The sequence below is a fragment of the Sphingobacterium sp. UBA2480 genome, assembly GCF_002341965.1.
GTDB classification, from domain to species: domain Bacteria; phylum Bacteroidota; class Bacteroidia; order Sphingobacteriales; family Sphingobacteriaceae; genus Sphingobacterium; species Sphingobacterium multivorum.
In genome coordinates this window covers 914,946-941,185 of the sequence record NZ_DDPA01000007.1, presented here as the reverse complement: position 1 = coordinate 941,185, position 26,240 = coordinate 914,946, and the positions used below count along the sequence as shown (strand labels likewise).

General features: G+C 38.5%; 28 protein-coding genes. 6 read left to right on the top strand and 22 right to left on the bottom strand.

Going from position 1 to position 26,240, the window contains the following annotated elements:
- Positions 1-13: 13 nt before the first annotated feature.
- The 5 genes from B3600_RS17140 to thrS all read right to left on the bottom strand — a co-directional run bounded on the left by B3600_RS17140 (position 14) and on the right by thrS (position 3,894).
- Positions 14-463, bottom strand: a complete 450-nt coding sequence (locus B3600_RS17140) for a DUF3060 domain-containing protein (protein WP_286753772.1) — start codon at positions 461-463, stop codon at positions 14-16.
- A gap of 250 nt (positions 464-713) precedes the next feature.
- Positions 714-1,058 carry a 50S ribosomal protein L20 gene (gene rplT, locus B3600_RS17135; RefSeq protein WP_046674462.1) on the bottom strand — a complete coding sequence of 115 codons (345 nt, stop codon included), beginning with the start codon at positions 1,056-1,058 and terminating at the stop codon, positions 714-716.
- 98 nt (positions 1,059-1,156) lie between these two features.
- A complete protein-coding gene (gene rpmI, locus B3600_RS17130; protein ID WP_002993964.1) occupies positions 1,157-1,357 on the bottom strand; it encodes a 50S ribosomal protein L35 in 201 nt (66 codons plus the stop codon).
- Positions 1,358-1,396: 39 nt separating this feature from the next.
- The gene (gene infC / locus B3600_RS17125) at positions 1,397-1,957 is read right to left on the bottom strand and encodes a translation initiation factor IF-3 (RefSeq protein WP_083295912.1); all 561 of its coding nucleotides are present in this window, start codon (positions 1,955-1,957) and stop codon (positions 1,397-1,399) included.
- Between the two features lie 11 nt (positions 1,958-1,968).
- Positions 1,969-3,894 carry a threonine--tRNA ligase gene (gene thrS / locus B3600_RS17120; protein ID WP_070565657.1) on the bottom strand — a complete coding sequence of 642 codons (1,926 nt, stop codon included), beginning with the start codon at positions 3,892-3,894 and terminating at the stop codon, positions 1,969-1,971.
- 629 nt (positions 3,895-4,523) lie between these two features.
- Between thrS and B3600_RS17115 the strand changes: the two genes are divergently transcribed.
- On the top strand, positions 4,524-5,147 hold the full coding sequence (locus B3600_RS17115; protein ID WP_046674459.1) for a 7-carboxy-7-deazaguanine synthase QueE: 624 nt from the start codon (positions 4,524-4,526) through the stop codon (positions 5,145-5,147).
- A gap of 93 nt (positions 5,148-5,240) precedes the next feature.
- Here B3600_RS17115 and B3600_RS17110 read toward each other — a convergent pair whose 3' ends face one another.
- The 3 genes from B3600_RS17110 to B3600_RS17100 form a co-directional block, all read right to left on the bottom strand.
- Positions 5,241-6,488 carry a hypothetical protein gene (locus B3600_RS17110; RefSeq protein WP_070567673.1) on the bottom strand — a complete coding sequence of 416 codons (1,248 nt, stop codon included), beginning with the start codon at positions 6,486-6,488 and terminating at the stop codon, positions 5,241-5,243.
- Positions 6,489-6,623: 135 nt separating this feature from the next.
- Positions 6,624-7,700 (bottom strand): Gfo/Idh/MocA family protein, encoded by a 1,077-nt coding sequence (locus B3600_RS17105; protein WP_070567675.1) that lies wholly within the window; start codon positions 7,698-7,700, stop codon positions 6,624-6,626.
- 18 nt (positions 7,701-7,718) lie between these two features.
- Complete coding sequence (locus B3600_RS17100; RefSeq protein WP_075993343.1) at positions 7,719-8,309, bottom strand: phosphatase PAP2 family protein; 591 nt, start codon at positions 8,307-8,309, stop codon at positions 7,719-7,721.
- Positions 8,310-8,888: 579 nt separating this feature from the next.
- Here B3600_RS17100 and hisG point away from each other — a divergent pair.
- Positions 8,889-9,740, top strand: coding sequence for an ATP phosphoribosyltransferase (gene hisG, locus B3600_RS17095; RefSeq protein WP_070567679.1), 852 nt, complete (start codon positions 8,889-8,891; stop codon positions 9,738-9,740).
- A 22-nt stretch (positions 9,741-9,762) separates the two neighbouring features.
- The gene (gene hisD, locus B3600_RS17090) at positions 9,763-11,052 is read left to right on the top strand and encodes a histidinol dehydrogenase (RefSeq protein ID WP_070567681.1); all 1,290 of its coding nucleotides are present in this window, start codon (positions 9,763-9,765) and stop codon (positions 11,050-11,052) included.
- An 81-nt stretch (positions 11,053-11,133) separates the two neighbouring features.
- Here the strand turns inward: hisD and B3600_RS17085 are convergent, their stop codons facing one another.
- From B3600_RS17085 to B3600_RS17075, 3 genes are all read right to left on the bottom strand, one after another.
- Positions 11,134-12,048, bottom strand: a complete 915-nt coding sequence (locus B3600_RS17085; protein WP_286753771.1) for a YARHG domain-containing protein — start codon at positions 12,046-12,048, stop codon at positions 11,134-11,136.
- Positions 12,045-12,614 (bottom strand): DUF2306 domain-containing protein, encoded by a 570-nt coding sequence (locus B3600_RS17080; RefSeq protein WP_286753770.1) that lies wholly within the window; start codon positions 12,612-12,614, stop codon positions 12,045-12,047. The genes B3600_RS17085 and B3600_RS17080 overlap by 4 nt, the downstream gene beginning before the upstream one ends.
- Positions 12,615-12,692: 78 nt before the next feature.
- The gene (locus B3600_RS17075; protein ID WP_175442026.1) at positions 12,693-13,937 is read right to left on the bottom strand and encodes an ABC transporter permease; all 1,245 of its coding nucleotides are present in this window, start codon (positions 13,935-13,937) and stop codon (positions 12,693-12,695) included.
- Positions 13,938-14,122: 185 nt separating this feature from the next.
- Here B3600_RS17075 and queA point away from each other — a divergent pair, with 185 nt between their 5' ends.
- Positions 14,123-15,172, top strand: coding sequence for a tRNA preQ1(34) S-adenosylmethionine ribosyltransferase-isomerase QueA (gene queA / locus B3600_RS17070; RefSeq protein WP_070567689.1), 1,050 nt, complete (start codon positions 14,123-14,125; stop codon positions 15,170-15,172).
- A gap of 84 nt (positions 15,173-15,256) precedes the next feature.
- Entirely contained in the window at positions 15,257-15,940 is a 684-nt protein-coding gene (locus B3600_RS17065; protein WP_115050707.1) for a 2-C-methyl-D-erythritol 4-phosphate cytidylyltransferase, read from the top strand.
- 4 nt (positions 15,941-15,944) lie between these two features.
- Here the strand turns inward: B3600_RS17065 and B3600_RS17060 are convergent, their stop codons facing one another.
- The 9 genes from B3600_RS17060 to B3600_RS17020 all read right to left on the bottom strand — a co-directional run bounded on the left by B3600_RS17060 (position 15,945) and on the right by B3600_RS17020 (position 22,825).
- Positions 15,945-16,100: a lmo0937 family membrane protein gene (locus tag B3600_RS17060; protein WP_104382583.1), complete on the bottom strand. Its 156-nt coding sequence runs from the start codon at positions 16,098-16,100 to the stop codon at positions 15,945-15,947.
- A gap of 78 nt (positions 16,101-16,178) precedes the next feature.
- Positions 16,179-16,946 carry an MBL fold metallo-hydrolase gene (locus B3600_RS17055; protein WP_070567693.1) on the bottom strand — a complete coding sequence of 256 codons (768 nt, stop codon included), beginning with the start codon at positions 16,944-16,946 and terminating at the stop codon, positions 16,179-16,181.
- The gene (locus B3600_RS17050; protein WP_070567695.1) at positions 16,943-17,215 is read right to left on the bottom strand and encodes a hypothetical protein; all 273 of its coding nucleotides are present in this window, start codon (positions 17,213-17,215) and stop codon (positions 16,943-16,945) included. The genes B3600_RS17055 and B3600_RS17050 overlap by 4 nt, the downstream gene beginning before the upstream one ends.
- An 86-nt stretch (positions 17,216-17,301) precedes the next feature.
- Positions 17,302-18,429 (bottom strand): glycosyltransferase, encoded by a 1,128-nt coding sequence (locus tag B3600_RS17045; RefSeq protein ID WP_286753769.1) that lies wholly within the window; start codon positions 18,427-18,429, stop codon positions 17,302-17,304.
- Between the two features lie 6 nt (positions 18,430-18,435).
- On the bottom strand, positions 18,436-19,386 hold the full coding sequence (locus tag B3600_RS17040) for a glycosyltransferase family 2 protein (protein ID WP_046674669.1): 951 nt from the start codon (positions 19,384-19,386) through the stop codon (positions 18,436-18,438).
- Positions 19,387-19,484: 98 nt separating this feature from the next.
- Positions 19,485-20,087, bottom strand: a complete 603-nt coding sequence (locus B3600_RS17035) for a DUF4199 domain-containing protein (RefSeq protein ID WP_112376141.1) — start codon at positions 20,085-20,087, stop codon at positions 19,485-19,487.
- Positions 20,088-20,092: 5 nt separating this feature from the next.
- Entirely contained in the window at positions 20,093-20,767 is a 675-nt protein-coding gene (locus B3600_RS17030) for a hypothetical protein (RefSeq protein WP_070567700.1), read from the bottom strand.
- A gap of 4 nt (positions 20,768-20,771) precedes the next feature.
- Positions 20,772-22,040: a dihydroorotase gene (locus B3600_RS17025; RefSeq protein WP_070567702.1), complete on the bottom strand. Its 1,269-nt coding sequence runs from the start codon at positions 22,038-22,040 to the stop codon at positions 20,772-20,774.
- Between the two features lie 215 nt (positions 22,041-22,255).
- Entirely contained in the window at positions 22,256-22,825 is a 570-nt protein-coding gene (locus B3600_RS17020; RefSeq protein WP_070567704.1) for a UbiX family flavin prenyltransferase, read from the bottom strand.
- A 349-nt stretch (positions 22,826-23,174) separates the two neighbouring features.
- Between B3600_RS17020 and B3600_RS17015 the strand changes: the two genes are divergently transcribed.
- On the top strand, positions 23,175-23,825 hold the full coding sequence (locus B3600_RS17015; protein WP_070567707.1) for an ankyrin repeat domain-containing protein: 651 nt from the start codon (positions 23,175-23,177) through the stop codon (positions 23,823-23,825).
- On the opposite strand, the gene B3600_RS17010 is transcribed toward B3600_RS17015, so the two are convergent.
- The gene (locus B3600_RS17010) at positions 23,822-25,105 is read right to left on the bottom strand and encodes a DUF2851 family protein (protein ID WP_286753768.1); all 1,284 of its coding nucleotides are present in this window, start codon (positions 25,103-25,105) and stop codon (positions 23,822-23,824) included. The genes B3600_RS17015 and B3600_RS17010 overlap by 4 nt on opposite strands.
- 64 nt (positions 25,106-25,169) lie before the next feature.
- Entirely contained in the window at positions 25,170-26,216 is a 1,047-nt protein-coding gene (gene ribD, locus B3600_RS17005; protein ID WP_286753767.1) for a bifunctional diaminohydroxyphosphoribosylaminopyrimidine deaminase/5-amino-6-(5-phosphoribosylamino)uracil reductase RibD, read from the bottom strand.
- Positions 26,217-26,240 lie beyond the last annotated feature (24 nt).

The window sequence follows — 26,240 nt, the reverse complement described above, 5'->3', positions numbered from 1 at the left end:
AATATGATTTACATTATTTCATCTTCATCACCATATTATCCGCGCCGTCAGTAGACACTTTTACCTGACCAGATTTGTTCTTCGTAGACTTATAATGGACATGGTTTTTGACTCCCTCAATCTGAACGGTCTCTACTGAACCAATATTGACCATATTGTCTGCTCCCTCTGTCGTTACCGTTGCGATGTCATTGCCTGTTACTGTATTCCCCTTCCCCTCAATAATCAATTTGCTCACATTGCCACGAATCACAACTTTATTGTCAGCTCCTTCTATTTGTACGATCTCTCCTCCTTTGGCCTCTATTGTACGGTTATTGTTTACCCCTTCAATCGAGATAACTTTTCCCTGTTGATTAACCACATCGTTCGTTAGAGCCTTGGAAAATGGTTCTTTGGCCGCTATAACCAAGCTTCCGATTAAAAGAAGCGAAAATCCAAATGTAATTGTTCTTAGTTTCATAATGCTCTATTTTCTACAGTTCAACAAAAATCAAACCTAATTTCAGATTTAAAAGGGATATGAGCTGTAATATACTACGTCAATGCCTCAAAAGTATAATTGTGGAATAAGAAATAAAATGAAATACAGCATGTATTGGGTTTACTTGAAACATAACGTCCCAAAAAAGATACAGCATCCGTTACAACAAAAAAAGGAGCCTAACAGGCTCCTTTAATATCTCTAACAAATTGACAGCGGATTAAAAACTCTATTTTACTGCGTCTACAACTGCTTTGAAAGCTTCTGGGTTATTTAAAGCTAAGTCAGCTAAAACCTTACGGTTCAAACCAATATTCTTAGCGTTTAATTTACCGATCAATTGGGAATAAGAAATTCCGTGTTGACGAGCTCCAGCGTTGATACGTTGAATCCATAAAGCTCTAAACTCGCGTTTTTTGGTTTTACGATCGCGGTAAGCGTATTGTAAACCTTTTTCTACTGTATTTTTAGCAATAGTATAAACTTTGCTACGTGATCCAAAGTAACCTTTTGCAAGGCCTAGGATTTTTTTGCGTCTTCTTCTAGAAGCTACTGCGTTAACCGAACGTGGCATATTTTTAAAATTAGTTTGGTAGAAGGTGTCATGTATTTCAATGAACTTACAACCTTGTACCCGGTTAAAAAATTATTATTAATAAAATCGAATAAAACTTATTTACCGATAGCAAGCATACGTTTTACGTTGCCCATATCGCCATCAGATACATAACTTGTTTGTGTTAAGTTACGTTTACGTTTTGTGCTCTTTTTTGTCAAGATGTGGCTTTTGAAAGCGTTTTTTCTTGCAATTTTACCTGTTCCAGTCAATTTGAAACGTTTCTTTGCGCTGGAATTGGTTTTAACTTTTGGCATAATACTTATAAATTTTATATCAATCTGTTAGAATTCTTATTATTTTTTAGGAGCCTTTGGAGCTACTGTCAAAAACATGCGTTTACCTTCTAATTTCGGTAAAAGCTCTACCTTACCGTAATCCTCTAAAGCCTGAGCAAAGCGTAACAACAAGATCTCACCTTGATCCTTGTGTACAATAGCACGACCTTTGAAGTGTACATAAGCACGAACTTTCTCTCCACTTTCTAGAAACTTAATAGCATGTTTCAATTTGAACTCAAAATCATGCTCACCAGAGTTAGGTCCGAAACGGATTTCTTTAATAACAGTCTGTTTTGCATTAGCTTTGATTTCCTTTTGTTTCTTCTTCTGTTCGTAAACAAACTTACTGTAGTCGATAATCTTACAAACCGGCGGTACAGCATTTGGCGAAATCTCCACTAAATCAAGTTCCAACTCATCAGCCAACTCTAACGCTTTGCGCGTAGGGTAAACTCCTTGTTCCACATTATCTCCTACCAAGCGCACCTCCGGTACCTTGATTAACTCATTAATGCGGTGATCTGGTTCTTTCTTTCTCATTGGTGGTCTTGGACCACCGGGTCTTTTTAATGCCAAATGTTTAAAAATTAAACGGTTATTTCCTTAATTAATATATCTCTAAATGCCTCAGCAGTCATTGTTCCCAATTCCACTGAGCCATGTTTACGTACAGAAACTGTGCCATTTTCCACCTCTTTTTCCCCTACAATCAACATATAAGGAAGCTTTTTCACTTCGGCGTCTCTGATTTTTCTGCCCACTTTCTCGTCACGTAAGTCTATCAGTCCGCGAATATCGGAATTATTTAGCGAATTCAAAACATTTTGCGCATATTCTTCGTATTTTTCTGACACTGGCAAGACGATAAATTGCTCAGGTGCAAGCCATAACGGGAATTGTCCCGCACAATGTTCGATCAGTACAGCTACAAAACGCTCCAAAGATCCAAAAGGTGCACGGTGAATCATTACTGGACGATGTTTCATATTATCACTTCCAGTATATTCCAATTCAAAACGCTCAGGTAAATTATAATCGACCTGTATTGTACCCAATTGCCACTTCCGTCCTAAAGCATCCTTCACCATAAAGTCTAACTTAGGACCATAGAAAGCCGCCTCTCCATATTCCACGACTGTCGGTAAACCTTTCTCTTCAGCAGCCTCAATAATCGCAGACTCAGCCAAAGCCCAATTTTCGTCAGTACCAATATATTTTGTACGGTTTTCAGGATCACGTAATGACACTTGTGCTGTATAATCATTAAAGCCTAACGCTCCAAATACATAAAGAACCAAGTCTATTACCTTTTTGAATTCATCTTTAACCTGATCAGGACGGCAAAACAAATGTGCATCATCTTGCGTAAACCCACGAACCCTTGTCAAACCGTGAAGCTCACCAGATTGCTCGTAACGATATACAGTACCAAACTCAGCAAAGCGAACCGGTAAGTCCTTATACGAGCGTGGTTTTACTTTATAAATTTCACAATGATGCGGACAGTTCATTGGTTTTAACAAAAACTCTTCTCCTTCGATAGGAGTCTTTATTGGTTGAAATGAATCCGCGCCATATTTCTCATAGTGTCCAGAAGTCACATATAACTGCTTATGCCCGATATGCGGCGTAACAACAGGCTCATACCCAGAGTTTAACTGTGCTTTCTGCAAAAAGTCTATCAGCTTTTGACGTAATGCAGCTCCTTTAGGCAACCAAAGTGGCAAACCTGCACCAACTTTTTCAGAAAAAGCAAAAAGTTCCAACTCTTTCCCAAGTTTACGGTGATCGCGTTTTTTCGCCTCTTCTATAAATTTCAAATACTCTGTAAGCTCCGATGCCTTAGGGAACGTAACACCATAAATACGTGTCAACTGTTTGCGAGACTCATCACCCCTCCAGTAAGCACCGGCAACATTAGTCAATTTAATCGCTTTGATAAACCCAGTATTTGGAATATGAGGGCCACGACATAAATCTGTAAATTCCCCTTGCGTGTAGAAAGTAATCTTTCCATCTTCCAAGTCTTTGATTAAATCTAGCTTATACTCATCTCCTTTTTCAGTAAAGTAAGCCAATGCATCCGATTTCGAAACAGCTTTACGTTCAAATGTTTCTTTCCGTTTAGCCAGCTCCAGCATCTTGTCTTCGATGGCTTTAAAGTCATCAGACGAGAATTCACGATCACCAAAATCAACATCGTAGTAAAATCCGGTTTCAATCGCGGGACCAATACCAAATTTAATCCCTGGATACAATGCCTCCAAAGCCTCAGCCAGTAAGTGGGCTGAAGAATGCCAAAAAGTGGATTTACCTTTGGTATCATTCCAGGTTAATAACTTAACAGTAGCATCATTTTCAATAGCACGGGCAGAATCCCACACTTCGCCATTTACTTCGGCAGCAAGAACGTTTCTTGCAAGCCCCTCTGAGATGGATAACGCAATCTCTGCAGCAGTGATTCCTTTTTGATACTCTCTTACGGAACCATCCGGTAGTGTAATTTTAATCATTTACAACTATGATCTTTAAATTGTTAAAAAATAGAAAACATAAAACAACATGTACAATTATGTTATTACACTTACGTTTTCAATAAATAAATTGTGACACAAATTTAGTAAAAATTCTGATAAAATAACAGGTTTTTTGCGCTATTCAACGCATTATACAGGGCATTTACAGGCTCCCCACCTCTCCACTGTTCAAATACGCCGACTTCATTGGCTTTACACACTCCCCCCCTCATCGTTGCAGTTTAAAACGGATTGATAATCTGATCTTATTGACCAACAATATCGCTCTATGGTACCGAGGTACATCCCAACAATTAATGAAAATCAGGTTATATATTAACAGGGTAATTGCAGGGGGTTAGCAGGGGTAAATCCCTATTAACCCCCTGTTATACCCCTACAAAAAGAGTGTTGTTTCACTTTTAATAGAAAACATAGTATAGGCTGATAGCATGGTAGCAGTAAACTATGTGCTTTGTTTAAACATGAACCTAAAAACAAAGGGATAAAAGCAGATTATACCAGCTACTATATATAAAAAAATGACAGGGCAGCTGCTTAAAAGCAACAGGACAAATTGAGCATCTCATTAATATTTGCTACCTTTGCAGACTGAAATTTTAACTATGTCAAATCAAGTACCAGAAGACGGAACACTATTACCCCTAATGGAAGAATTTTACACGATTCAGGGAGAAGGCTACCATACCGGGACTGCTGCTTATTTCATACGATTGGGTGGTTGCGATGTTGGCTGCCATTGGTGCGATGTAAAGGAAAGCTGGGATGCATCTATCCACCCCCTTACAGCCGCAGATTCGATTATCGAAAATGCAAAGAAATATCCGGCAAAAACAGTTGTCATTACGGGTGGCGAACCGCTTATTTATAATTTGGATTACCTAACAAAAGGGCTTCATGAGGCAGGGATTAAAACGTTTATTGAAACCTCTGGTGCATATCCTCTGAGTGGTGAATGGGACTGGATATGTTTATCTCCAAAAAAATTCAAAGCACCACGCAAAGATGTGTTAGAAGCTGCTGGTGAACTTAAAGTTATCGTTTTCAATAAAAGCGATTTTGCATGGGGGGAAGAATATGCACAACTTGTAGGGCCAAACTGTAGATTATACCTTCAACCTGAATGGTCGAAATCTAAAGAAATGACGCCTTCTATTATTGATTACGTAAAAGAAAACCCTAAATGGGATATTTCACTACAAACACATAAGTTTTTAAACATTCCTTAATAGTGAAATGCACAATTAAATAGACACAAAAAAGGCTTTCGACAGTATCGAAAGCCTTTTTTTATCAATCTATATTAATGCATGTCATTTAAATCACTTCACATAGGTTTTTAAAAAAGTGTCCAGGTCTAGCGTCTTCGTTTCTTCACCTTCCTTCTCCCGGACCAGCACATTTCCAGCATTATCAGCATCTAGAAATAATAAGGTCGCCTTTAATAAAATCTTTCCATTTTCATCCAACAATCCAACTTTACCATTTTCAGAGAACATCAAATAATTGTCTAAAAATTTACTGATATTTTCCTTCTTGTCAAGCAGAACTTTCCCTTCCTGTGTAACCAATCCAAAATTACCATCCTTCTGAAAAATAGCAAGTTTTTGATTTGCTGGCGTAAGCCAGTCAAACCCTTCCTTATTTACCTTCCCCCCCTTCTTATCCAACAACCAAAAATAATTATCCTTATCTGAAACAATAGCAGTCTGCTCATTAAAATACGCTAAAGAGAAAAGAGAGCAAGGCAGCACATCTTCTCCCGCCATGTTTTTTATACCATAATATTCATCATTGGTATCTTTATCCTTGACCATGGTCCATTTAAGTGACTTATCCAATGGGAAAGTATCTTCAAATAAACTCACATCTTCCCCCTCACTCGTATTACCTCCCCCCGAGATATCAATCACCTTTGCATTTTTGGGAAGCTCGAAATCTGCCGCAGAAGATACATTGGTGACTTTCGTTGTTTCAAAACCAAGATCATTGTTCTCACCCAAAGACAATTTGAGCACACCTCCAGGCAAATCATTGATAAATGAAAATGCCGTCAAATAATAAGTAGGCACCGCTTCCGAATACCATACCGTTGCTACTGCAGAATCGGCATTGTTTTTTATAAATAACTTTGCTTTCTTACAGGTAATTCCCGCTATCGATTCGATCTCGCCCATATCTTGCAGCTGCACATAGGGACCTTCCGACTCCCCTAACTTCGCACTGACAATCTTATAGGCTGGATTGTATGCTTCGGCAGTAACAATATCATCGCCGACCGAATACGAATATGTTTTTGCTAATTTTCGATTTAAAATAGCATGTGCTTTTTGATTCACGACAGTGGAAGAATAATCGGCATCTGTTAAAATTTCCACATTCCGATAAGCCATTTTTCCTTTCAAAAATGGCTCATAAAACTCTTTTGCAAATTCCGGAACTTCATTTTCAAATTTTTCAGGTGAAACTTCACCTTTAAACACCAACTCCATCTGCCATTGCTTATCTTGCGCATAAGTTGTCGAAATTGATAATCCAAATAATAGTGCAACGCTGAGTAAATTATTCATAAGAATGATAAATATGTAGCTAAATAACAAAAGACAGACCAAAAAGCCTATCTTTTGCTCTATTTTTTTATTTATTTACTTTTTTCTCTTCATATTTCCATAAAATGTAAAAACGTGATCGCTAAGCAAAATGAACTACAATTTTATCATCTGTTTTGTTTTCACCGCTTCGTCACATGCCAAAGCAATCCGTAGACTATTAACAGCATCTTCCATCGAATCAGAAAGGTCCAAATTATCTACAATCGCCTGCAGAAAGAATAATTGCTCCCGATTACATAATTCTTGATGATCAGGCTCATCAGATAAGTTGACCCACTCATCGACCTTCGTAAATTCGTTTGCCGAATCTAAATCGGCGTAATGTACGCGAAGGCTTTCTGTTTGTGTATGGGATGCTACCGAATCCGATTTACCTTCATCGCTTGCTTTGTTTGCGATAATGGAAACGGCGCCCTTAGGTCCAAAAACGTCCTTTACAAAAAAAGCGTTTTGACTGACCATTGGTCCCCATCCGGCTTCATACCATCCTACGGACCCATCTTCAAAATGCAGCTGCAATTGTCCGTAGTTGTAGTTCCAGGCAGGAATCTCATCGGTTAACCGTGCACCTATTGCAGATACATACAATGGCTTCGCCCCCACCATTTGACACATGACATCAATATAATGAACTCCGCAGTCAACAATGGGACTTAAACTAGACATCAGATTTTTATGCACATCCCACATATACCCATGGCTCTGCTGATTCAGGTTCATACGCATAACAAGTGGTTTTCCCATTGTTTTGGATATTTCAATAAATTTGATCCAGGAGGGATGATACCTCAAAATATATCCAACAACCAATTTTTTATCGTATTGCAGCGCAGCATCGACGACTTCCTGCGCCGAAATCACGTCTTCAGCTAAAGGCTTTTCAATAAAAACATGAGCGCCAGCCTGAAAGGCTTTTATAGCATACGCTTTATGTGTATCTGGATAGGTCGCAATACAAACGGCATCCGGTTTCGTTTCCTGAAGTGCATCCTCATAAGATTCAAACAGTTTATAGTTACCTCCCAATTGCTCATTCAGTTTACTTTTGCTCTCCCCGCGAGCTACTAGACCCACAATTTGAAAGCCATCTAAATCGTGATATGCCTTCGCATGAGATGCGCCCATATTTCCACATCCAACAACCAATATTTTAATAACCTCTTGTATCATTTTTTTTCTATTGCTATATTATTTCTTTAATCCATCCAAAGCAAAGGCCGCTCCCGTTCCTAGTACAGCTCCTGCTAATACATCGGAGGGAAAATGTACGCCCAAATACATCCTTGAATATCCCACGCTACTCGCCCATAAAAGGGATGGCGCAACGACGTACCACTTTGAGTAAGCCCGAGACAAAGCAGAAGCAGTAGCAAAAGCAGATGACGTATGACCAGAGGGAAAGGAATACCCACCGGCTGTACGAACCGATATGAAATTAGGATATTTTTTAAATGGTCTACTTCGCTTAAAGATATGTTTTAAACCAACATTCACTAGCGCTGTTACAGCCGTACTACTGGCGACATACAGGGCATTCTGACGCATTGCCTTATCATCGTTGACCGCACCTGCCACCAGTAAACCAACAGGAACGGCTATCTGAACATAGTTATTGATATCAGAAAGCACTTTAAATGTTTGTGTTTGTGGCGCTGTCCGAGTCTCGGCTATGGACTCCAATATACGGATATCTAACGTAGATGCTGGCTTTTCCTGTCCAAGGACAGGACCGTATAGACAGTTAATCCAACAAATAAAAATAAAAGCTAATCTTTTCATCAAACAAATAATCTATCTAATTTATAATCCCTTTGAAACATGTACCACTAAACACATTCCTCCTATTTATTAAACAACAACTTATACTCCCTACTACTGCAACTCTTATTCGCTACTAACTTAGTATGTCACCCCAATTCCTAAAAATAAGAAAATTTATGTGAGTTGTCAGCCTATAAAAAGCGTTTCGATAGAACAAGATTTCACAACTTGCTATTGGCGTAATTCAAACAGCCTACTATAAGGATAGGAAATCAGCATTACCTTTTGTCTAAATTATGGTATATTCCCCCAATCAACAGCATTGTTTTCACATTTTTTTCAAGAAAATTGAATTCATTTCAACAACAAGTCCATTAGGATAAGAATTTTAAAATGATAGTCTTGCATTTCCCATTAATTTACTATACATTTGCTTGCAGTTATTAATACAAACATGGTCTATACTTGCGTACATCATTTTCATTTTCATCATCGCCATTGTGGCGATATGTTAATTTAATGTGTTCTTACGTAGAATACCTTCCCTCTTGTTTGATTTCTTATTATTAATAATTTACTGCTAACATTTATAAAGCGTTGAAAAATCTTAAAATTGCTATCCAAAAATCGGGTAGGTTAAACGAAAAATCTGTTCAATTACTGAAAAATTGTGGTTTAGACTTCGAGAACTACAAAAGTTCTTTAATCACCACGGTTGGGAATTTCCCACTCGAAATATTATTTCTGAGAGATGATGATATTCCGGGATATGTGGAACAAGGTATAGCCGACCTGGGCATCGTCGGTGAAAACATCATTGATGAGACCGAATCCAAAGTAGAATACATCAAGAGGCTTGGTTTTGGAAAATGTACGTTGAAACTGGCTATTCCCAAAGATAGCACCATCCAAGACGTTAAAGACCTTAACGGCAAAGCAATCGCAACCTCTTATCCAAATATCCTAAAGAATTTTCTAGACGAGTATAAGATCAATGCAGATATCCGTTTGATATCTGGCTCAGTTGAAATTTCTCCCGGTTTGGGTCTTAGTGATGCGATCTGTGATATCGTATCGACCGGTGGAACACTAAAAAGTAATGGTTTGAAGCCTTTTGCTGATGTTAAAAATTCAGAAGCCATATTGGTCGGAAGAAAGGGATTGGAAGGCAATGAAGTTTTGGCGGAATTAGTGCAACGTATCGAATCTGTTCTTTTAGCAAAAGAAACTAAATATGTGGTATTGAATGTCGAAAAGAAAAATTTGCCGGCTATTACTTCTTTATTACACGGTGTTAAGAGTCCTACGGTTGTTCCACTGGCAGAAGAAGGTTGGGTTGCTGTACACACTGTTATCACGGAAGATGACTTTTGGGATAAGATCAATAAGTTAAAAGCTGAAGGTGCCCAAGGTATCGTTGTAATGCCAATTGAAAAAATCATCCTTTAAACTTGACACGCGAGGTACGACTATGTTAAAAAAATATGATTACAAGACCCTAGGGAAAGAGGAAATACAACAATTGGTTGCCCGAAATATGGACCCCAACAATGCAATTCAGGATGTTGTTCAGGAGATTATTCAACAAGTACGTCAACAAGGTGATGTGGTTCTGCGCGAATATGCCGCCAAATTTGATAAAGTTGAACTTGACAGATTATATTTAGACGAGGAAGATATCGACGCTTTGGCGTCTACCATAGGCCGTGATCAACAGAGAGCACTTGAAATCGCTTTTCAAAATATCCATAAATTCCATAGTACACAGCTAAAAAGAGAGCGTACGGTTGAAACGATGCCCGGTGTAAAATGCTGGCGAGAAGTCCGTCCTATTGAAAAAGTTGGACTTTACATCCCTGGCGGGTCAGCAGTTTTACCAAGCACGCTTTTAATGCTTGGTGTCCCGGCAAGGATAGCTGGATGCAAAGAGATCGTCGTTTGTTCTCCACCTCAATCCAATGGAAAAATCAATGGCTTTATCGCTTTTTGTTTAAAATTACTTAAGATAAACAGAATATACTTAGTTGGAGGTGCTCAGGCTGTTGCAGCGATGGGTTTTGGAACGGAGACCATACCAAAAGTGGATAAGATCTTTGGCCCGGGCAATCAGTTTGTCACAAAAGCAAAATCCATCATACAGGGGCTAGCAAATGTCAGTATTGATATGCCTGCAGGACCATCCGAAGTGCTGGTCGTCGCGGATGAATCGGCAAGCCCAGCATTTGTGGCAGCAGATCTTTTGGCACAGGCTGAACATGGAGCCGACAGTCAAGCAGTCCTGGTTGCAACATCCAATGCGCTAGTTGATGCAGTCAACACAGCCCTTGTAGCCCAGTTAGCGGTTTTGCCACGCAAGGAACTCGCTTCAAAAGCGATTGAAAATTCCTATGCAGTAACTGTTGAGACGCTTCAGGAGGCCATACAGTTTTCAAACGATTATGCACCAGAACACCTTATTTTGGAGACGGACCAATGGGAATCCTTAACACGCTATATCAGCAATGCTGGTTCTGTTTTTTTAGGGCACTTAACACCTGAAAGCGCAGGAGATTATGCCTCAGGTACAAATCATACACTACCGACATCAGGTTATGCACGCTCCTATTCAGGCGTATCGGTAGATTCTTTTGTTAAAAAAGTTACCTTTCAACATATAAACGAAACCGGGCTTCAACAAATCGGATCAGTGGTTGAAATACTCGCTGAACTTGAAGGACTACAGGCGCATAAAAATGCGATTTCCATTCGGAAGAATGGATAAAACATCACGATCAATCACACAAAAAAGGNNCCTTTTTTGTGTGATTGATCGCATAAATATTGTCTCGTAATGCCAACTGGATTATCTTCCAAAGGTGTCATAATTATCTGTTGCATATTTTTCAAACCTAGTCAGCAAAGCTATATTATCTTTTTCCAGTTGACTTAAGTCTGCACTCACATCTTTTGAAATAGGTACATACCAATCTACAGGCTCAAAAAATTGGCGAATGCTGGGTTTAGTAAACGCATAGCCATGTCGGGCAAAAATGGTATTCCGAATAATTTCCAAATCTAATTTCTTGAGGTTTTTCAGATCTTTCTCTGTCAACTTTTGCTTAGACGCATTTACAGTAAAGACTGCGGGAGATGCAGATCTATAATATTGTATAATGTATGTATACGTTGAGTCACCATCCACGTCAGTTTCCTCTTTTCTTTTTTCATTAATCCAGTCAACCAACGTCCCCTCCTCTCCATCCTGATTTTTAAGCATCAGATTTGGATTATAGGCAAATTGTTTTTTCAACAATTTAAAGTTTCGCTTTTTGATCTTTACACCCTGGTCATACGCAGACCAGTTACCAATTAGCGTGTCATGATTAAGCTTAATTTCAAAACGCCCGTCGGATTTTCTGTCTCCAGGTTCATCCAATAATAAGCGAATATCAGCACCGTTTTCTTCCAACTTCCCCACAAAAGAGCGCAGATTCCCCTTTACAACATTCTGTCCATAAACACCTCCTTTATCGGTAATTTTCTTTATCGTCAGATTTATCTTCGGAGCGTAATCCGTTGTTGGCAAACCTTCATCTTCTCCAAGTGTACCTTCATCAACGACAAAGTCGCCAACCCAATTACCGTAAAGTTCCTGATGTGCCTCACGCTCGACGGCAACAGTATCTTTTATTTCGGCAGTTTCATTCTTTTTACTTTTCCCATCCTTACAACCAAGGACTGCTCCAAGCAATAACAGTAAACAAAGGTTTTTCTTCATAATTTATGATTTTTTTGATAAATAATAAATTCCGCCAGCAACAAATTAGGTATCCATCCCAGCCATGCAATAATTTGATAAACATCCATGGGATTGGGCTGAAAGAAGTATACTAAAACAACCTTCCAAAAACGTAGGGTCAATGCTGAGCAGGTTAATGCAAAACTACGGATCATAAAATCACGGTGTTTATCAAATTTTCGCTGACTCGCCAAACGAACTGCCCGCCATGTAAAATAACACCATCCAAGCCCCAATAATTCAAAGGCAATAATAGCGGTTAACCCGCCATTCGCCACGGATCCAATAAGCAAACCTGAAGGAGCGGCAAAAACCAAAATGGCGAATACATATAAATACCCGATACTTCGATGGACTCGCGGATATTTATTCAATAGATAAGTATTAAACTGCGTAAAGCCGGCAGGCAAGGCAAAGATAGCCGTGCAAACATGGATATAAAACACGTAGCGATACCACCAAAGTGATTCTATTTCGGTCTGCTTAATCATCAAGAAATTAGCATCGAGAGAGAAGCCGCGATAGCGAAAAGTAATTTCAGCCATCAACAGGCAGCTGTAAGCAAAGATTAAAAGCCAAAATCCATGTAATATCGAAAATTGAGCCCTTTTAAACATACCTTTTTATTTACTCCGAATCGCTTCTACCGGATCCAATCGAGAAGCCATTAAAGCTGGAACAATGCCCGATATTAACCCAATAAAAGTAGAAAGTGAAACAGTAAGCATTACCATTTTCAAACTGACCACAATAGCAACGCCAGTCGCAGCTTGTACTACAAAAGCCAAAAAATAGACGACAACGAGACCAATCCCTCCACCCAACAAACATAGTACAATAGACTCTACTAAAAATTGTGAAAGAATAAAGAAATTTTTAGCTCCTAGCGCTTTCTGAATTCCGATGATATGTGTACGTTCTTTGACACTTACAAACATAATATTGGCAATGCCAAAACCGCCGACTAAAATTGAAAAAATACCAATTGAAAAACCCGCCAGATTAATGATACCAAAAAGCTGATCCAATGCACCTGTGATCATTGTTGTCTGGTTAATGGAAAAATTCTCCTCCCGTTGTGGTGATATACGACGAATCGACCGCATAAGTGTTTTCGCTTCGCTCTCAGCCTCGCCAAGCGTGTAGTTCGATTTAATAACCATCGCTATACTCGGTGAGAAATTATCATAGTTGACCAAATTTCTAGCCAGCTCAAACGGAATAAAGGCTGTATCATCCGGAGAGGTATTAATCAATACACCATTTCCTTCTTTCTTTAATACACCAATAACCTGAATTTTTCGGCCTAACATATTGATATATTTGCCAACTGGTTCCTCATTAGGAAAAAGCCCCTCTGCAATATTTGCGCCCAACACAGTTACAAGAGCTCCACCCCTCGACTCACTTTCAGCAAAGTAACGACCATCTATAATATTCAAATTTTGAATGTAAAGATTTTCGTAAGTCGCAGCATTAACCGATGAGCCTTGGGCCGAATTATTTTTATATTTTATAGTCGTATTGCCGATATTGATCATATACGCCATATACTCAGCCGTCGTCATCCGGCTTTTTAAATCCAGGTAATTATTGTATGTGGGTTCGGGTCTATTCAAGTATTTCCACCAAGGGAAATTTGGGCCGCCATCCCAGGGCCATTTTTCGATATACAGTGTTTTGCTGCCAATCTTCTTGACTGATTCCTCTATATTATTCCGTAGGGTATCTACTGCAGAAAATACACCAATAATCGTAAAAATACCGATGGTCACACCCAGCAGCGAAAGTAAGGTGCGAGTACGATTGTCTTTCAATGCCGAAAAAGCAAACTGACAACTCTCCAATATCAATCTAAAAAATAGCATAATTGTATTCTAAAATACAATATAGTTTTGATTTAATGTCAAAATCCCCAAAAATATATACATTAATTAGAAATATGGCTCTTCCATACCCGAAAAAGTTATAACTTTGTATGCTTTTGGCAGCCTGGTATTTGGTGCACTGTAATGCACTGAAAGGCAGATATTAATATATACTATTATTAAAGATGAAGTTATCTCAATTTAAATTCAACTTACCAGAATCATTACTTGCTTCTGAACCTTCTGAAAATCGTGACGAATCACGCTTGATGGTCCTACATAGAGATACTGGTAAAATTGAACACAAAATTTTCAAAGATGTATTGGATTATTTCGATGACAAGGATGTCATGATCTTAAACAATACTAAAGTTTTTCCAGCGCGCCTTTACGGTAATAAAGAAAAAACTGGAGCGACGATTGAAGTTTTCTTGTTGCGTGAATTGAACAATGAACTTCGTCTTTGGGATGTATTGGTAGACCCTGCGCGTAAAATCCGTGTAGGCAACAAATTATATTTCGGTGATGATGATTTATTGGTTGCCGAAGTGGTTGACAATACAACTTCTCGTGGTCGTACAATTAGATTTTTATTTGACGGTACCGATGAAGAGTTCCGCCGTAATATCGAAATCTTAGGTGAAACTCCGCTTCCTAAATATATCAAGCGTAAAGCTACACCGGAAGATAAATTCCGTTATCAAACAATCTATGCAAAAAATGAAGGGGCTGTCGCTGCACCTACAGCGGGACTTCACTTCTCCAGAGAGTTAATGAAACGCTTGGAACTAAAAGGCGTTGATTTTGCAGAAGTTACTCTTCACGTTGGGCTTGGAACTTTCCGTACCGTTGAAGTCGAAGATTTAACCAAACATAAGATGGATTCCGAACAGTTTATCATCACTGATGAGGCTGCGCGCGTTGTTAATAAAGCTATCGATAACAAACGTCGTGTGTGTGCTGTAGGAACGACTTCTATGCGTGCAATAGAATCTTCTGTTTCTGCAGACCATCACTTAAAAGCGGCTTCTGACTGGACCAGTAAGTTCATCTACCCTCCTTACGATTTCAGTATTGCAAACTCGATGATTACAAACTTCCACACGCCAGAATCTACACTTTTGGTGATGATTGCTGCTTTCGCTGGTTACGAAAACGTCATGAATGCATACGAAGTTGCAGTAAAAGAAAAATACAGATTCTATAGCTATGGTGATGCCATGTTAATTATCTAATGATTTGATATAACAAAAACAGAAAACGTGGATGGCTTCATAACTATCCACGTTTTTTTTAAATAAAAACCCTTCAATAATACCATGAATTTTGCCATAATCGTTGCTGCAGGAATCGGAAACAGGATGAAAAGCGATCTTCCAAAGCAGTTTCTTAACTTGGATGGGCTGCCGATCGTGATGCATACTATTGATCGCTTCTATCAATCCAACACCATTTCAGAAGTTATCTTGGTAATCAGTGAAGCAATGGAAAGCTATTGGAACCAGTTATGTGTAAAGTATCAGTTTGACAGACCAATACATATTGCATTTGGCGGAAAAACTCGTTTCGAAAGCGTAAAGAACGGTATAGACTACATTAAACAAAACTTCGACATTGGTCCTAAAGATTACATCGCCGTACACGATGGAGCTCGTCCGATTATTTCGGACGATTTAATTAGAAAGGCTTTTCAGGGAGCTTACGAACACCAAGCAATTGTATTGGCACAAAAGAGTGTTGAATCGGTGCGTTTAGGAAATATATCCACAAATACCGCCACAGATAGAAATCAGATTTGGCTGATACAAACTCCACAAGTCTTCCTCGGAGCATTGTTGTTAAAATCCTACCAACAAGATGAAGATCCACTTTTTACAGATGATGCTTCAGTGGTCGAAAAAACGGGCAAAAGTATTTATATTGTTGAAGGTGATTCTAAGAATATAAAAATCACCTATCCCCAAGACTTACAAATTGCCCAACTTTATTTAAAACTAATTTAAATGGTTAAGCATTGCCACGAATAACACGTAGTAATACAACGATAATTGCAATCACCAAAAGAATGTGGATGATATTATTTCCAGCCGCATAACCTCCAAAAAAGCTTATCGCCCAAATGATAACTAAAATAACGGCGATGATGTACAGTAAATTTCCCATTTCCTTATAATTTAATACCTAATTTATTTTTTATAGGTATAACAACGAAAAAAGGACTATAGTTTTATATTAAATAGATTAGGTTATATCCAACTGTAATCTGTCATAGGCTAGAAACATATTTTCGGGCAATTCTCCTGAAACAACTTCATGCAATCCCATTCGATGCCCAATATGTGTAAAATAGGTTTTGTCGGCATGAATATCATCGGCAAATTCAATCGCCTCTTCCAACGTTAAATGTGAAATATGAGATTCCTTCTGTAAAGCATTTACGACAAGAATCTTTACTCCTTCCAATAATTTTCTTGATTCGTCAGAAATGAACTTCGCATCAGTAATATAGGCGAAATCTCCAATTCTAAAGCCCAACACAGGCATTTTATAATGCAGGACCTCGATAGGCATAATTTCCTTTCCGAATAAAGACAATGGCACACCAGCCTTTATCTCTTCCAAATCCAGTCTAGGCGCTCCTGGGTATTTAATTTCCGTAAATGCATAATAAAATTCACGCTTTAGTGCTTCATGAAGTGCTTCGGTGCCATAAATTGAAATAGAACTATGCTGCTGATAATTAAACGCTCTAACATCGTCCAGTCCCGCAATATGATCTTTATGTGAGTGCGTCATTAATACGGCGTCCAAATGCATAACTTTCTCGCGCAGCATCTGGTATCTAAAATCAGGACCGGTATCGACAACCAATGTATGCTGATTGTATTCAATAAGAATAGAAGAACGTAATCTCTTATCACGTTTGTCTTCAGATTGACAGACCTGACATTGGCATGCTATTACTGGCACCCCTTGTGATGTTCCGGTTCCTAAAAATGTTATTCTCAAGCTACAATTTTTGATTTCAACACATCTTCATATAGTGGAAGAAATTTTTCAGAAATAACCTCCGAATCAATATCAATATCCAGTAATATATTCCACAGTGACTGGATTTTTATTTCAAGATTCGAAAACTTATTGACTACGACCACTTTTGTCGTCTGCAACATACAGGCACCGGTACGAAAGGAACCTTTCTCGTACCTCACTTTATACCCCTGCTCTTTGAAAAACTCCTCTATTTTCGTTAAACTGCTTTGTGTAAACGGTAACAAAATCTCTCCTCCTTTTAAATTTCTACCTCAGTCTCCCAAACTTAGATAAATTTGATTTTATATACAAATAAAATCACGAATGTCAATCAATCGACCAACTTAAGGAGTTCATTGCCAAAAGTATCCCAGCTATATTTCTTTTTCTCGTCAATAAAATTTGTTCTAAATTGCTCTTCTTTATCGTAGTGGTAAAATGAAAAAATGCCGTCGGCTATTTGGCGGGCCTCAGGTTCCACGACATAACCAACATACTCATGCTGAACTAATTCAGGCAAGCCCCCAACGTTACTGACAATCATCGGTAAATCAAAATGATAAGCAACCTGCGTAATTCCACTCTGTGTAGCACTCCGATAGGGCAACACCACACAATCTGCCGCTGAAAAATACCTTCCGACCTCCTGATTAGGAATAAAATCAGTATGCATAAAAATAAACTCTTCCAGTTTATACTTTTTTATAAGGTTCAAATAAGGAGCAGGGTCACCATAAAATTCGCCTGCGAGCAGCAATTTCACCCCAAGGGTACGTATTCTGGGATCAGCCAATGCCTCCAGGAGGATATCCAAACCCTTGTATTGACGAATAAAACCAAAAAACAATACGACTTTATCCTCCTCGGCAATCTTAAGTAATCGACGTGCTTCCTTTTTACTCTGATGTACACCATAGTTATCATAGAGTGGATGCGGCGTATATACCGCTGGCATTTTCGGGCTTAACATTTTCAGATCTGCCAGCACACTTTTACTCATGGTGAGACAAGCATCAACAGACTTTAAAAAATAACGAATCAATAAGCTATCCCCTATCCGTTGTTCATGAGGAATGATATTATCAGCGATGCATACAATCTTAGTATGTTTATTTTTTCGAACTTGTCGTTGAATTGTTCCCAAACAAGGTCCAAAAAACGGCATCCAAAATCGTACAATAAGCAAATCATAATTTGCCTTTTTTAGTTCTTTACCTACCTTAATCCAATTAAATGGATTAATGGAATTGACCGTGGTCTTAATATGAAGGCCAGTTGGTGCTGGCTCATCCGAATATTGAGACTTTCCGGGAAAAAGGAAATTAGGATACTGTAAGCTGAAAGAATAGATGTCCACTTCATGCCCTGCTTCCTGAAAGTGAAATGCCAATCGTTCATTAAAAGATGCTATCCCACCGCCCCTTAACGGATAAGCGGACCCTAAAATCACAATTCGCATAATTGATTAAATGACTTTCTCAATTTGATAATCATTCCGATCGGAGCTGCTTCTAGACACTAACTCAGCCAAAAAACCAGTCAGAAATAATTGTGTTCCCAAAATAATCGCGGTCAGCGCAAAGAAAAATAAAGGTTGATCTGTTATATCTCTAAATGGTGTGCCGCTGGCGATACTCATCAATTTGTGGCAAATTAAATAAATGGAGATAAATAAACCTGCAAGAAAACTAATCACGCCCATAACACCAAAAAAGTGCATCGGTCTTTTCGAAAATTTCCCGACAAAAAATATGGATAATAAATCCAAGAAACCTTTCACAAAACGACCCGGGCCAAATTTGGTGGTACCATATTTACGAGGGTAATGCTGTACTACCTGTTCCTGTATATTGGTAAATCCTGCCCATTTTGCAATAACAGGGATATAACGATGCATCTCGCCATAAACTTCGATGTTTTTGACAACATCTTTTTTATAAGCTTTAAGACCACAATTAAAATCATGCAGGTTATAAATTCCAGACATCGATCTTGTCACCCCATTGAATAATTTGGTTGGGATTGTTTTGGTCAATGGGTCATAGCGTTTTTGCTTCCAACCCGATACTAAATCCGCTCCCTTATTCACGATCCGATCATACAGTTCAGGAATCTCATCTGGACTATCCTGTAGATCTGCATCCATTGTAATAACCACATCGCCCTGTGCAGCAGCAAAGCCTACATTTAAAGCCGCAGATTTTCCGTAATTGCGTCGGAACTTTATCGCAGAAATATTCGTGTTCTTTAACTTCAACTCTTCGATAACTTTCCAAGAATTATCTTTACTCCCATCATCAACTAAAATAATTTCATAGGAAAAATGATTGGCCGCCATAACGCGGTCGATCCAAGCTGTCAATTCGGGTAAGGATTCTTCTTCATTAAATAAAGGAACAACAACAGAAATATCCATGTGAATGTTAATCATGCTAAAAATGTAGTATTATAATACCAACAAAGGTATTACTTTTTCAGTAATACCTTATAGGGTCAATTTTATTTTATTAAACACTAATTGGTCTCTTGTTTGATCACCAATTTTTCTCGTTTTGTCAAGGCTGATAATAGTAATGCAAAAACAAATTGAAACATCAGCGTGATAGCCAACCCTTTGAGCACCTGCCCTAACGTTATCTTTCCAATAGCATCAACTTGCTTTTCAAGTTCCGCGATTTTTGAATCGATAACCTCATCCGGCACATTGTTCTTTTCCATATACTCAATTGTAACATTAATTGTATGTGTCACCACCTTTTCTTGTAAAGTTGGATTAATGAAATTAACATACGCCTGTGTCCCAATTGTTGAAATAATAGTGGAAATAGCAAGCATCATAAATATGGATTTTAATGCTATAGAAAAATTCCAGTATCCGCCATTTGCTTTCCTAAGAGAGAAAGCGAAAAGCGCAGAAATAATAACAAAAAGACCAGTATTAACAATAAATGACATCGACATTACCCCCCAAAAGGAATTTAAGTCTTTGACAACAAACAAGACGACTAATCCGAGAATGAAAGAAATTATTCCCAGGATAACACCGTAAATAATACTTTTCTTTTTGTCAATTACCGCATCAAATCCTACATTACTTTGGTTGATTGAATCTGCCATAAAAATTATTTGTTATAGTAAGTACTAATTATTTGGTAAAGTGCAATATCAAATGCCTTATTGGAAGACGCTTCTGCATACTCTTCAAATTGTTTTTCAGATGGTTTCAACTCACTAAAGAAGCTCATAATAGGATAAAAAAGTTCGTAGACTTCACTTCTCGGATTTAATCCTTTTCCTACTTTTGCAATTTCAGCATACGGGCTATCTACTACAATTTGATTGGCAATGATATCTTCATAAATTTCATGCTCATCCTGAAATTCATCTTCATCAACTAATAAAAATTCCTTTAAGAAATCATCCAATTCAGGTTCAATCTCATCGTCCTTGCATTCCCCTAAATAAAGAAAAATATTCAACAATTCTGTTCCCCTATCTATAGTTTCATCTTCTATAGCCTCCCATTCCTCGGAATCCAAATAGTCATCTTCAAGCTTTAAAACATCATTGGAGAAAAAGTTCATGAGTAAAAGGTCTACATAAACCTCACGCAACTCATCAAAAAGTGGATAATCATCAAAAGATTGATCCAACAGTTCTAATTTCTCTAAATAACTTGCTTCCGTATTGAATACGGCAATAATCTTTTCAAGAAATTCCGGGGCAGTCGAGATCCCATCAACCTTGCCATAATTTAATATACCTGCCTCAACGGCTGCTTTAATATTTGCTTCCATGGTTTTAATCGTTTTTTATGATTTGATTATTATTGATGATCAATTCGACAGCACCTTTTAAAGTCTGTCCAAATAATGGAGAATTTTTAGATTTAGATCTATTTGTTGTTTCATCGAAGTTCCAAGTCTTCACAGGGTCAAATACGACAAGATTGGCTATTGCTCCCTCCTCAATAAGAGGAACTTCAAGTCCTAGAATCTGCCGGGGTCTAACTGAAAGACTATTGACAATTTGTTCTTCATTTAATCCAGCACGAACCAAGAGTGGTAATACGGTCTGCAGTCCAATAATTCCATTTTTTGCAATATGGAATTCAACATTCTTAAATTCTATTTCATGCGGTGTGTGTTGCGAAACGACAGCATCGATAGTACCGTCCTTAACGCCTTTAAGTAATACCTTCAGATCTGCCTTTGTGCGTAATGGGGGGCTTACCTTATAATTACTATCAAAACCGACAATATCATCATCAGTAAACACCAATTGATGTGCAGCAACATCACATGTTACTGGAAGACCTTTTGCTTTCGCTTTTTTTATCAGATCGACAGCTTCTGGAGTGCTGATGGATGCAAAATGAATTGGAGCTCCAGTATATTCCGCTAAATACAGATCACGAGAAACCATTAACGATTCGGCCAGGTTAGGAATACCTTTCATTCCCAAATAAGTACTCATCGCACCTTCATTCATTTTGTTTCCACCTGCCATAGACTCATCTTCAGCATGTGAAAAAATCAATCCATCGAATCCCTTAGCGTATAACAACGCTCTGCTCATTAATCCCGCCTGCTGTACACTCCTGTTTCCATCACTAAAAGCGACAGCACCCGTTTGCTTCATATCAAATAGCTCGGCCAGTTCTTTCCCTTCTCTCTTTTTACTGATCGCTCCAATTGGATGTACATCAACAATATTTCCTTTCGCTGTATTGACAATAAGTGCAACCTCGGAACGGCTTTGAATCGCCGGTTCGGTATTAGGCATTACGGCTACTCCAGTAAATCCACCAGCAGCAGCTGCTGCGCTTCCACTAACGATGTCTTCTTTGGTTTCTAATCCAGGTTCTCCAAAATTGGCATGTAGGTCAAAAAAACCTGGCGCTAAAACTTTTCCGGCACCATCTAAGGTTTCTATGTTTTTATCAGCTACTTTGACAGATTTTCCAATCTGTGCAATCTTTCCCTTTTCGATAAATACATCAACTTGCTGCTGATGAAATTCGTTACCAGGTAAAATTACTTTAACAGAAGTAATCAATAAGCTTTTCATATATGAATGTGATTGAAATTAAAAGGATACAACTTATTTATCGAAGCGGGTAGCGTGCGCAGTAAGAATGGACAGACAGTGGCTTTATCACTATAAATCATATAGCTATAAATAACTTTTTCGCGTGATGCTCGTGATTGCTTCATTTCGAGAAACAAAGTTACAAAATACAAATTTATTATAGAACATTAAAAATAGATTTCAACGAGGAATAACTAGGCATTTTCTCCCCACTGATAATGTTTAAATTCAAACCCAGCAAGACTCAAAATCCGATCAACCACGGTTTCTGCGACTTCGTCCAAAGTCTTTGGTAAGCTATAGAATGAAGGTGATGCCGGACAAATGATACCTCCGGCCTCTGTCACCAATTTCATGTTCTGGATATGTATAATACTTAGTGGTGTCTCACGGGTAACCAAAATCAATCTTCGTCGCTCTTTTAACACGACATCGGCCGCTCGGGTTGTCAAATCAGAAGACACACCGTGGGCTATCCTTGATAATGTCCCCATTGAACACGGACAGACAATCATCGTATCATAGCGAGCCGATCCTGATGCAAAAGGAGCAAAGAAATCACCCTTGTCATAAAACTTGAACGGCACATCCTGATAACTCTCATCGCCCAACTCCGCACGCCATACATCCTTCGCATTATTCGACATCACAATCCCAACCTCTGCGATCTGTGTTTTTAATACCAATAGTTTTTTAAGTAAAACTTTAGCATAGATTGAGCCGCTAGCTCCAGTAATGGCAACAACAATTTTTCTCTTAGACATCTCTTTTAAAATAATAAAAACAAAGCTATAAAAAAAGGGTCGTAGTGAGAAACACCCGACCCTACATCTACCTATGAAAAACATGCCCTTGGGAGGGGCTTAACAAAAGTACATCTACTTTTTAATTTACAAAAACATTATGCGCATTACTACACATTTGTGTATATAAAATACCCTAAAAATTCCTTTTTCCCAGATTTTAAGATCCAATTCACCCCGCAAAAAAAAAATTCTTCCAAATTTCAGTTCAATCCAAAGGAAAATTAAATACAAATATTTTCGCAAATCAAACGCTTATTCTCATCAATAAAGTCTATTTTAGTAACAACGTTAGACAATTTGTTAAGACATGAACCTTTCCGTTTTAGAACAATATATTGAAGAAGGCAAAAGCCATGATATCGACTTATTATTGATTGGGAATCCCGAACTTTTACAAGAAACAACGAGTCATGGAATTTCTCCCCTACTATTGGCTTGCTATTACAACAAACCCCAGATCATACGGATACTTTTACAACACACCAAATCCATGACTATCCATGAGGCTTGCGCGGCTGGGTTAACTTCATACTTGGAGGCCATTATTTCGCAAGCACCATCTGTTGTCAATGAATGGTCGTCACAGGGCTTTACGCCATTAACTTTAGCAACATATTTCAACAAAACAGATATTGTACGTCTTTTACTGTCCAAAAAAGTCAATCCGAATGTCGTAACCAAAAATGAACAACTCACCACTGCGCTACATATTGCCGCTGCAAACAACAATGAAGAGATCGGTAAGTTGCTAATCGAGGCCAATGCTAATGTCAATGCCATTCAAGCGACTGGCGAAACCCCACTTCATTTCGCTGCCCAATATGGTAATATCGATTTTATTGTTGCCTTACTCGAAAATGGAGCCGACACCAGAATCATCAATATTTCAGGGTTAGCTCCAATGGACCTGGCCTTTGAAAAAGGCCATAAAGAGATCGCAGAGATCTTAAAAAATTAATTTCTTTTTAAAATTTCGCATCCGATTCTGCAATGAAGGCAGCGTTTCCGATCACAGTAAAATCTCTTTAATTGTAAAATCCCCTGACTTTGCAATGCGCTTTGAACTTGCCAATCATATTGGGCAAACTGTCTCACAACCATATTTTTTTCTGAAGGAAGCTGCTCCAAAAGAGTTAGGGCCCTATCAATATAGGTCTGAATACTGAAATATTTACCGTATGAAAAAAGAAAAACAATAATCACATTAATAACAAGCGTGTCAATAGTTTCATTACCCAACCGAAGTGTTTCTTTCATCTTCGTTTTTGTACCAAAGGAAAAATGTCCGTCAAAATAATCACTTAGAGACGCTATCTTAAATAATTTTCGAGCTCTTTCCAAATCATCGACAGCCAAAATCTTGGCAACGCCCAACTCGTTCTTGCTAAACAAGACAGCTAATTGAGCAATTCGCCGTTCGGGAAAATTATAAGGTCTCATTCTCATCCTCTTCCAAACCCCATAAACAACCTCTATATCGTGTATATGCTTTTGATACTCAAATTCACCGGCTAACTGCTTCATATACTCGCTTCCTGACTCCTGAATTAACAACCCACTAACACCAAAGAAAAGAGCTTCTATTTTAAATAGGTTTGAACGATATTTTTGTAAAATGTCCCAAGGTAATTTCTCCCCAAGCTCCTGAAATGTATCGGCATTAACTTTTAATCCTATACATCTGCAAATCCATACCCATAACGTTTTTTCCCAATCCGTATTAAATTGATCTAAAATCAACAAAACTTGTTGAACCTTCATTTCTAGGCGTTCAACAGCTAAAGTACTCAGCCACATGGATTTTTTAAAAAGATCAATTGAACCAAGCTGAAACTCACAAGGTATCGAACTTTTTGCGTTCATCATCGTTGAATACCGTTCCAACAGATGCTGTTCGACATATTCCGAAAGCACCAATGTCGGTATTGATGTACCGTCATTTCGGTAAATAACTTTATCGTTTCTCCAAACCACATGTAAGATAACGTTATTATAAACGGCATCTTCTTGATGACAATGTCGATCCCAATCCGAAGATTGGATATGCATCTCGACATGACCAAACCAATCATTATCTTTACACCTAATATGTGACATGAGGAAATCGGGGCCCGAATCTGTATTGTATTGCCCCACATGAACAACGGCCAAGGGTTCACCATCCGTAGAATGCAACCCATTTGCACGGAATAGCCGAAGTTTCCAGATAAACTGCATTAAGTTTTCTGTAACTAACATAATTGTAATTTAAGAATTAAATTAACCGGCTATGGCTTAATTCCCTAAATATACAATTTAATAATCACTGTTTCTTATAGATCTTTAAAAGATCATTGGAAACCAATTTACTTTCAAGCAATTGTCCACTAAATTGTGGAGCTGTAATTCCATTAAATAGCTTTGTTTCGGTTTCAAACACCCTCGCCTCATCCCAGAGATCCGCATCGATAAACATTTGCAGCGTAGCACGCCCTCCTTCTATGATGATTGACTGAACATCCATTAAATATAGTTGATAAAGAATATTCTGCGGCAGATACAACCCGTAATTTTCAAGCTCAATATACTTAACATTTGCTGTCCAATCTGTCTTTTTAGCATTGAAGACGATTGTATCAGCTTGATCATCCAGAATATTGGCATCTAGTGGAATGGCAAGATCTCTATCTAAAAGAATACGCAATGGGTTGTTACCCTGCCATTCTCTTACGGTCAGACTGGGATTATCTACAACTGCGGTATTTGTACCGACCAAAATAGCATCTTCCTCTGATCTCCAGCGGTGAACCAACTGTCGGCTAGCAGCATTGCTTAACCAAATTTGTTTATTTTGCATCCCCATAAAACCGTCCTTCGACTGCGCCCATTTTAGAATAACATAGGGGCGGAATTGACCAATACGTGTAAAAAACCGACGGTTGAGCCATACAGCCTCTTTTTCCAGTAAACCAATTTCAACTTCAATACCTGCTTCGCGCAGTATCTCAACTCCCTTGCCATTCACCTTGGCGAAAGGGTCCAAACAAGCGATATAGACTTTTAAGGGTTTTAGCTCTGCAATCATATTGGCACATGGCGGTGTCTTTCCATAATGCGCGCAAGGCTCAAGGCTAACATAAAAAATACTTCCCTCGATAAGCCGTTTTGCTTCTTCCCCATACTTTTGTACAACCTGCTGTACCGCATTGACCTCAGCGTGTGGTCCACCATATGGAGAAGTATATCCTTCACCGATAATTTTACCGTCCAAAACAATGACAGCCCCAACCATTGGATTGGGACTCACTGAACCCGCGCCCATTTGGGCCAGTTCCAAACAACGATGCATATATTGCTTGTGCATATCCATGGATACAAATCTATGAAAATCGTA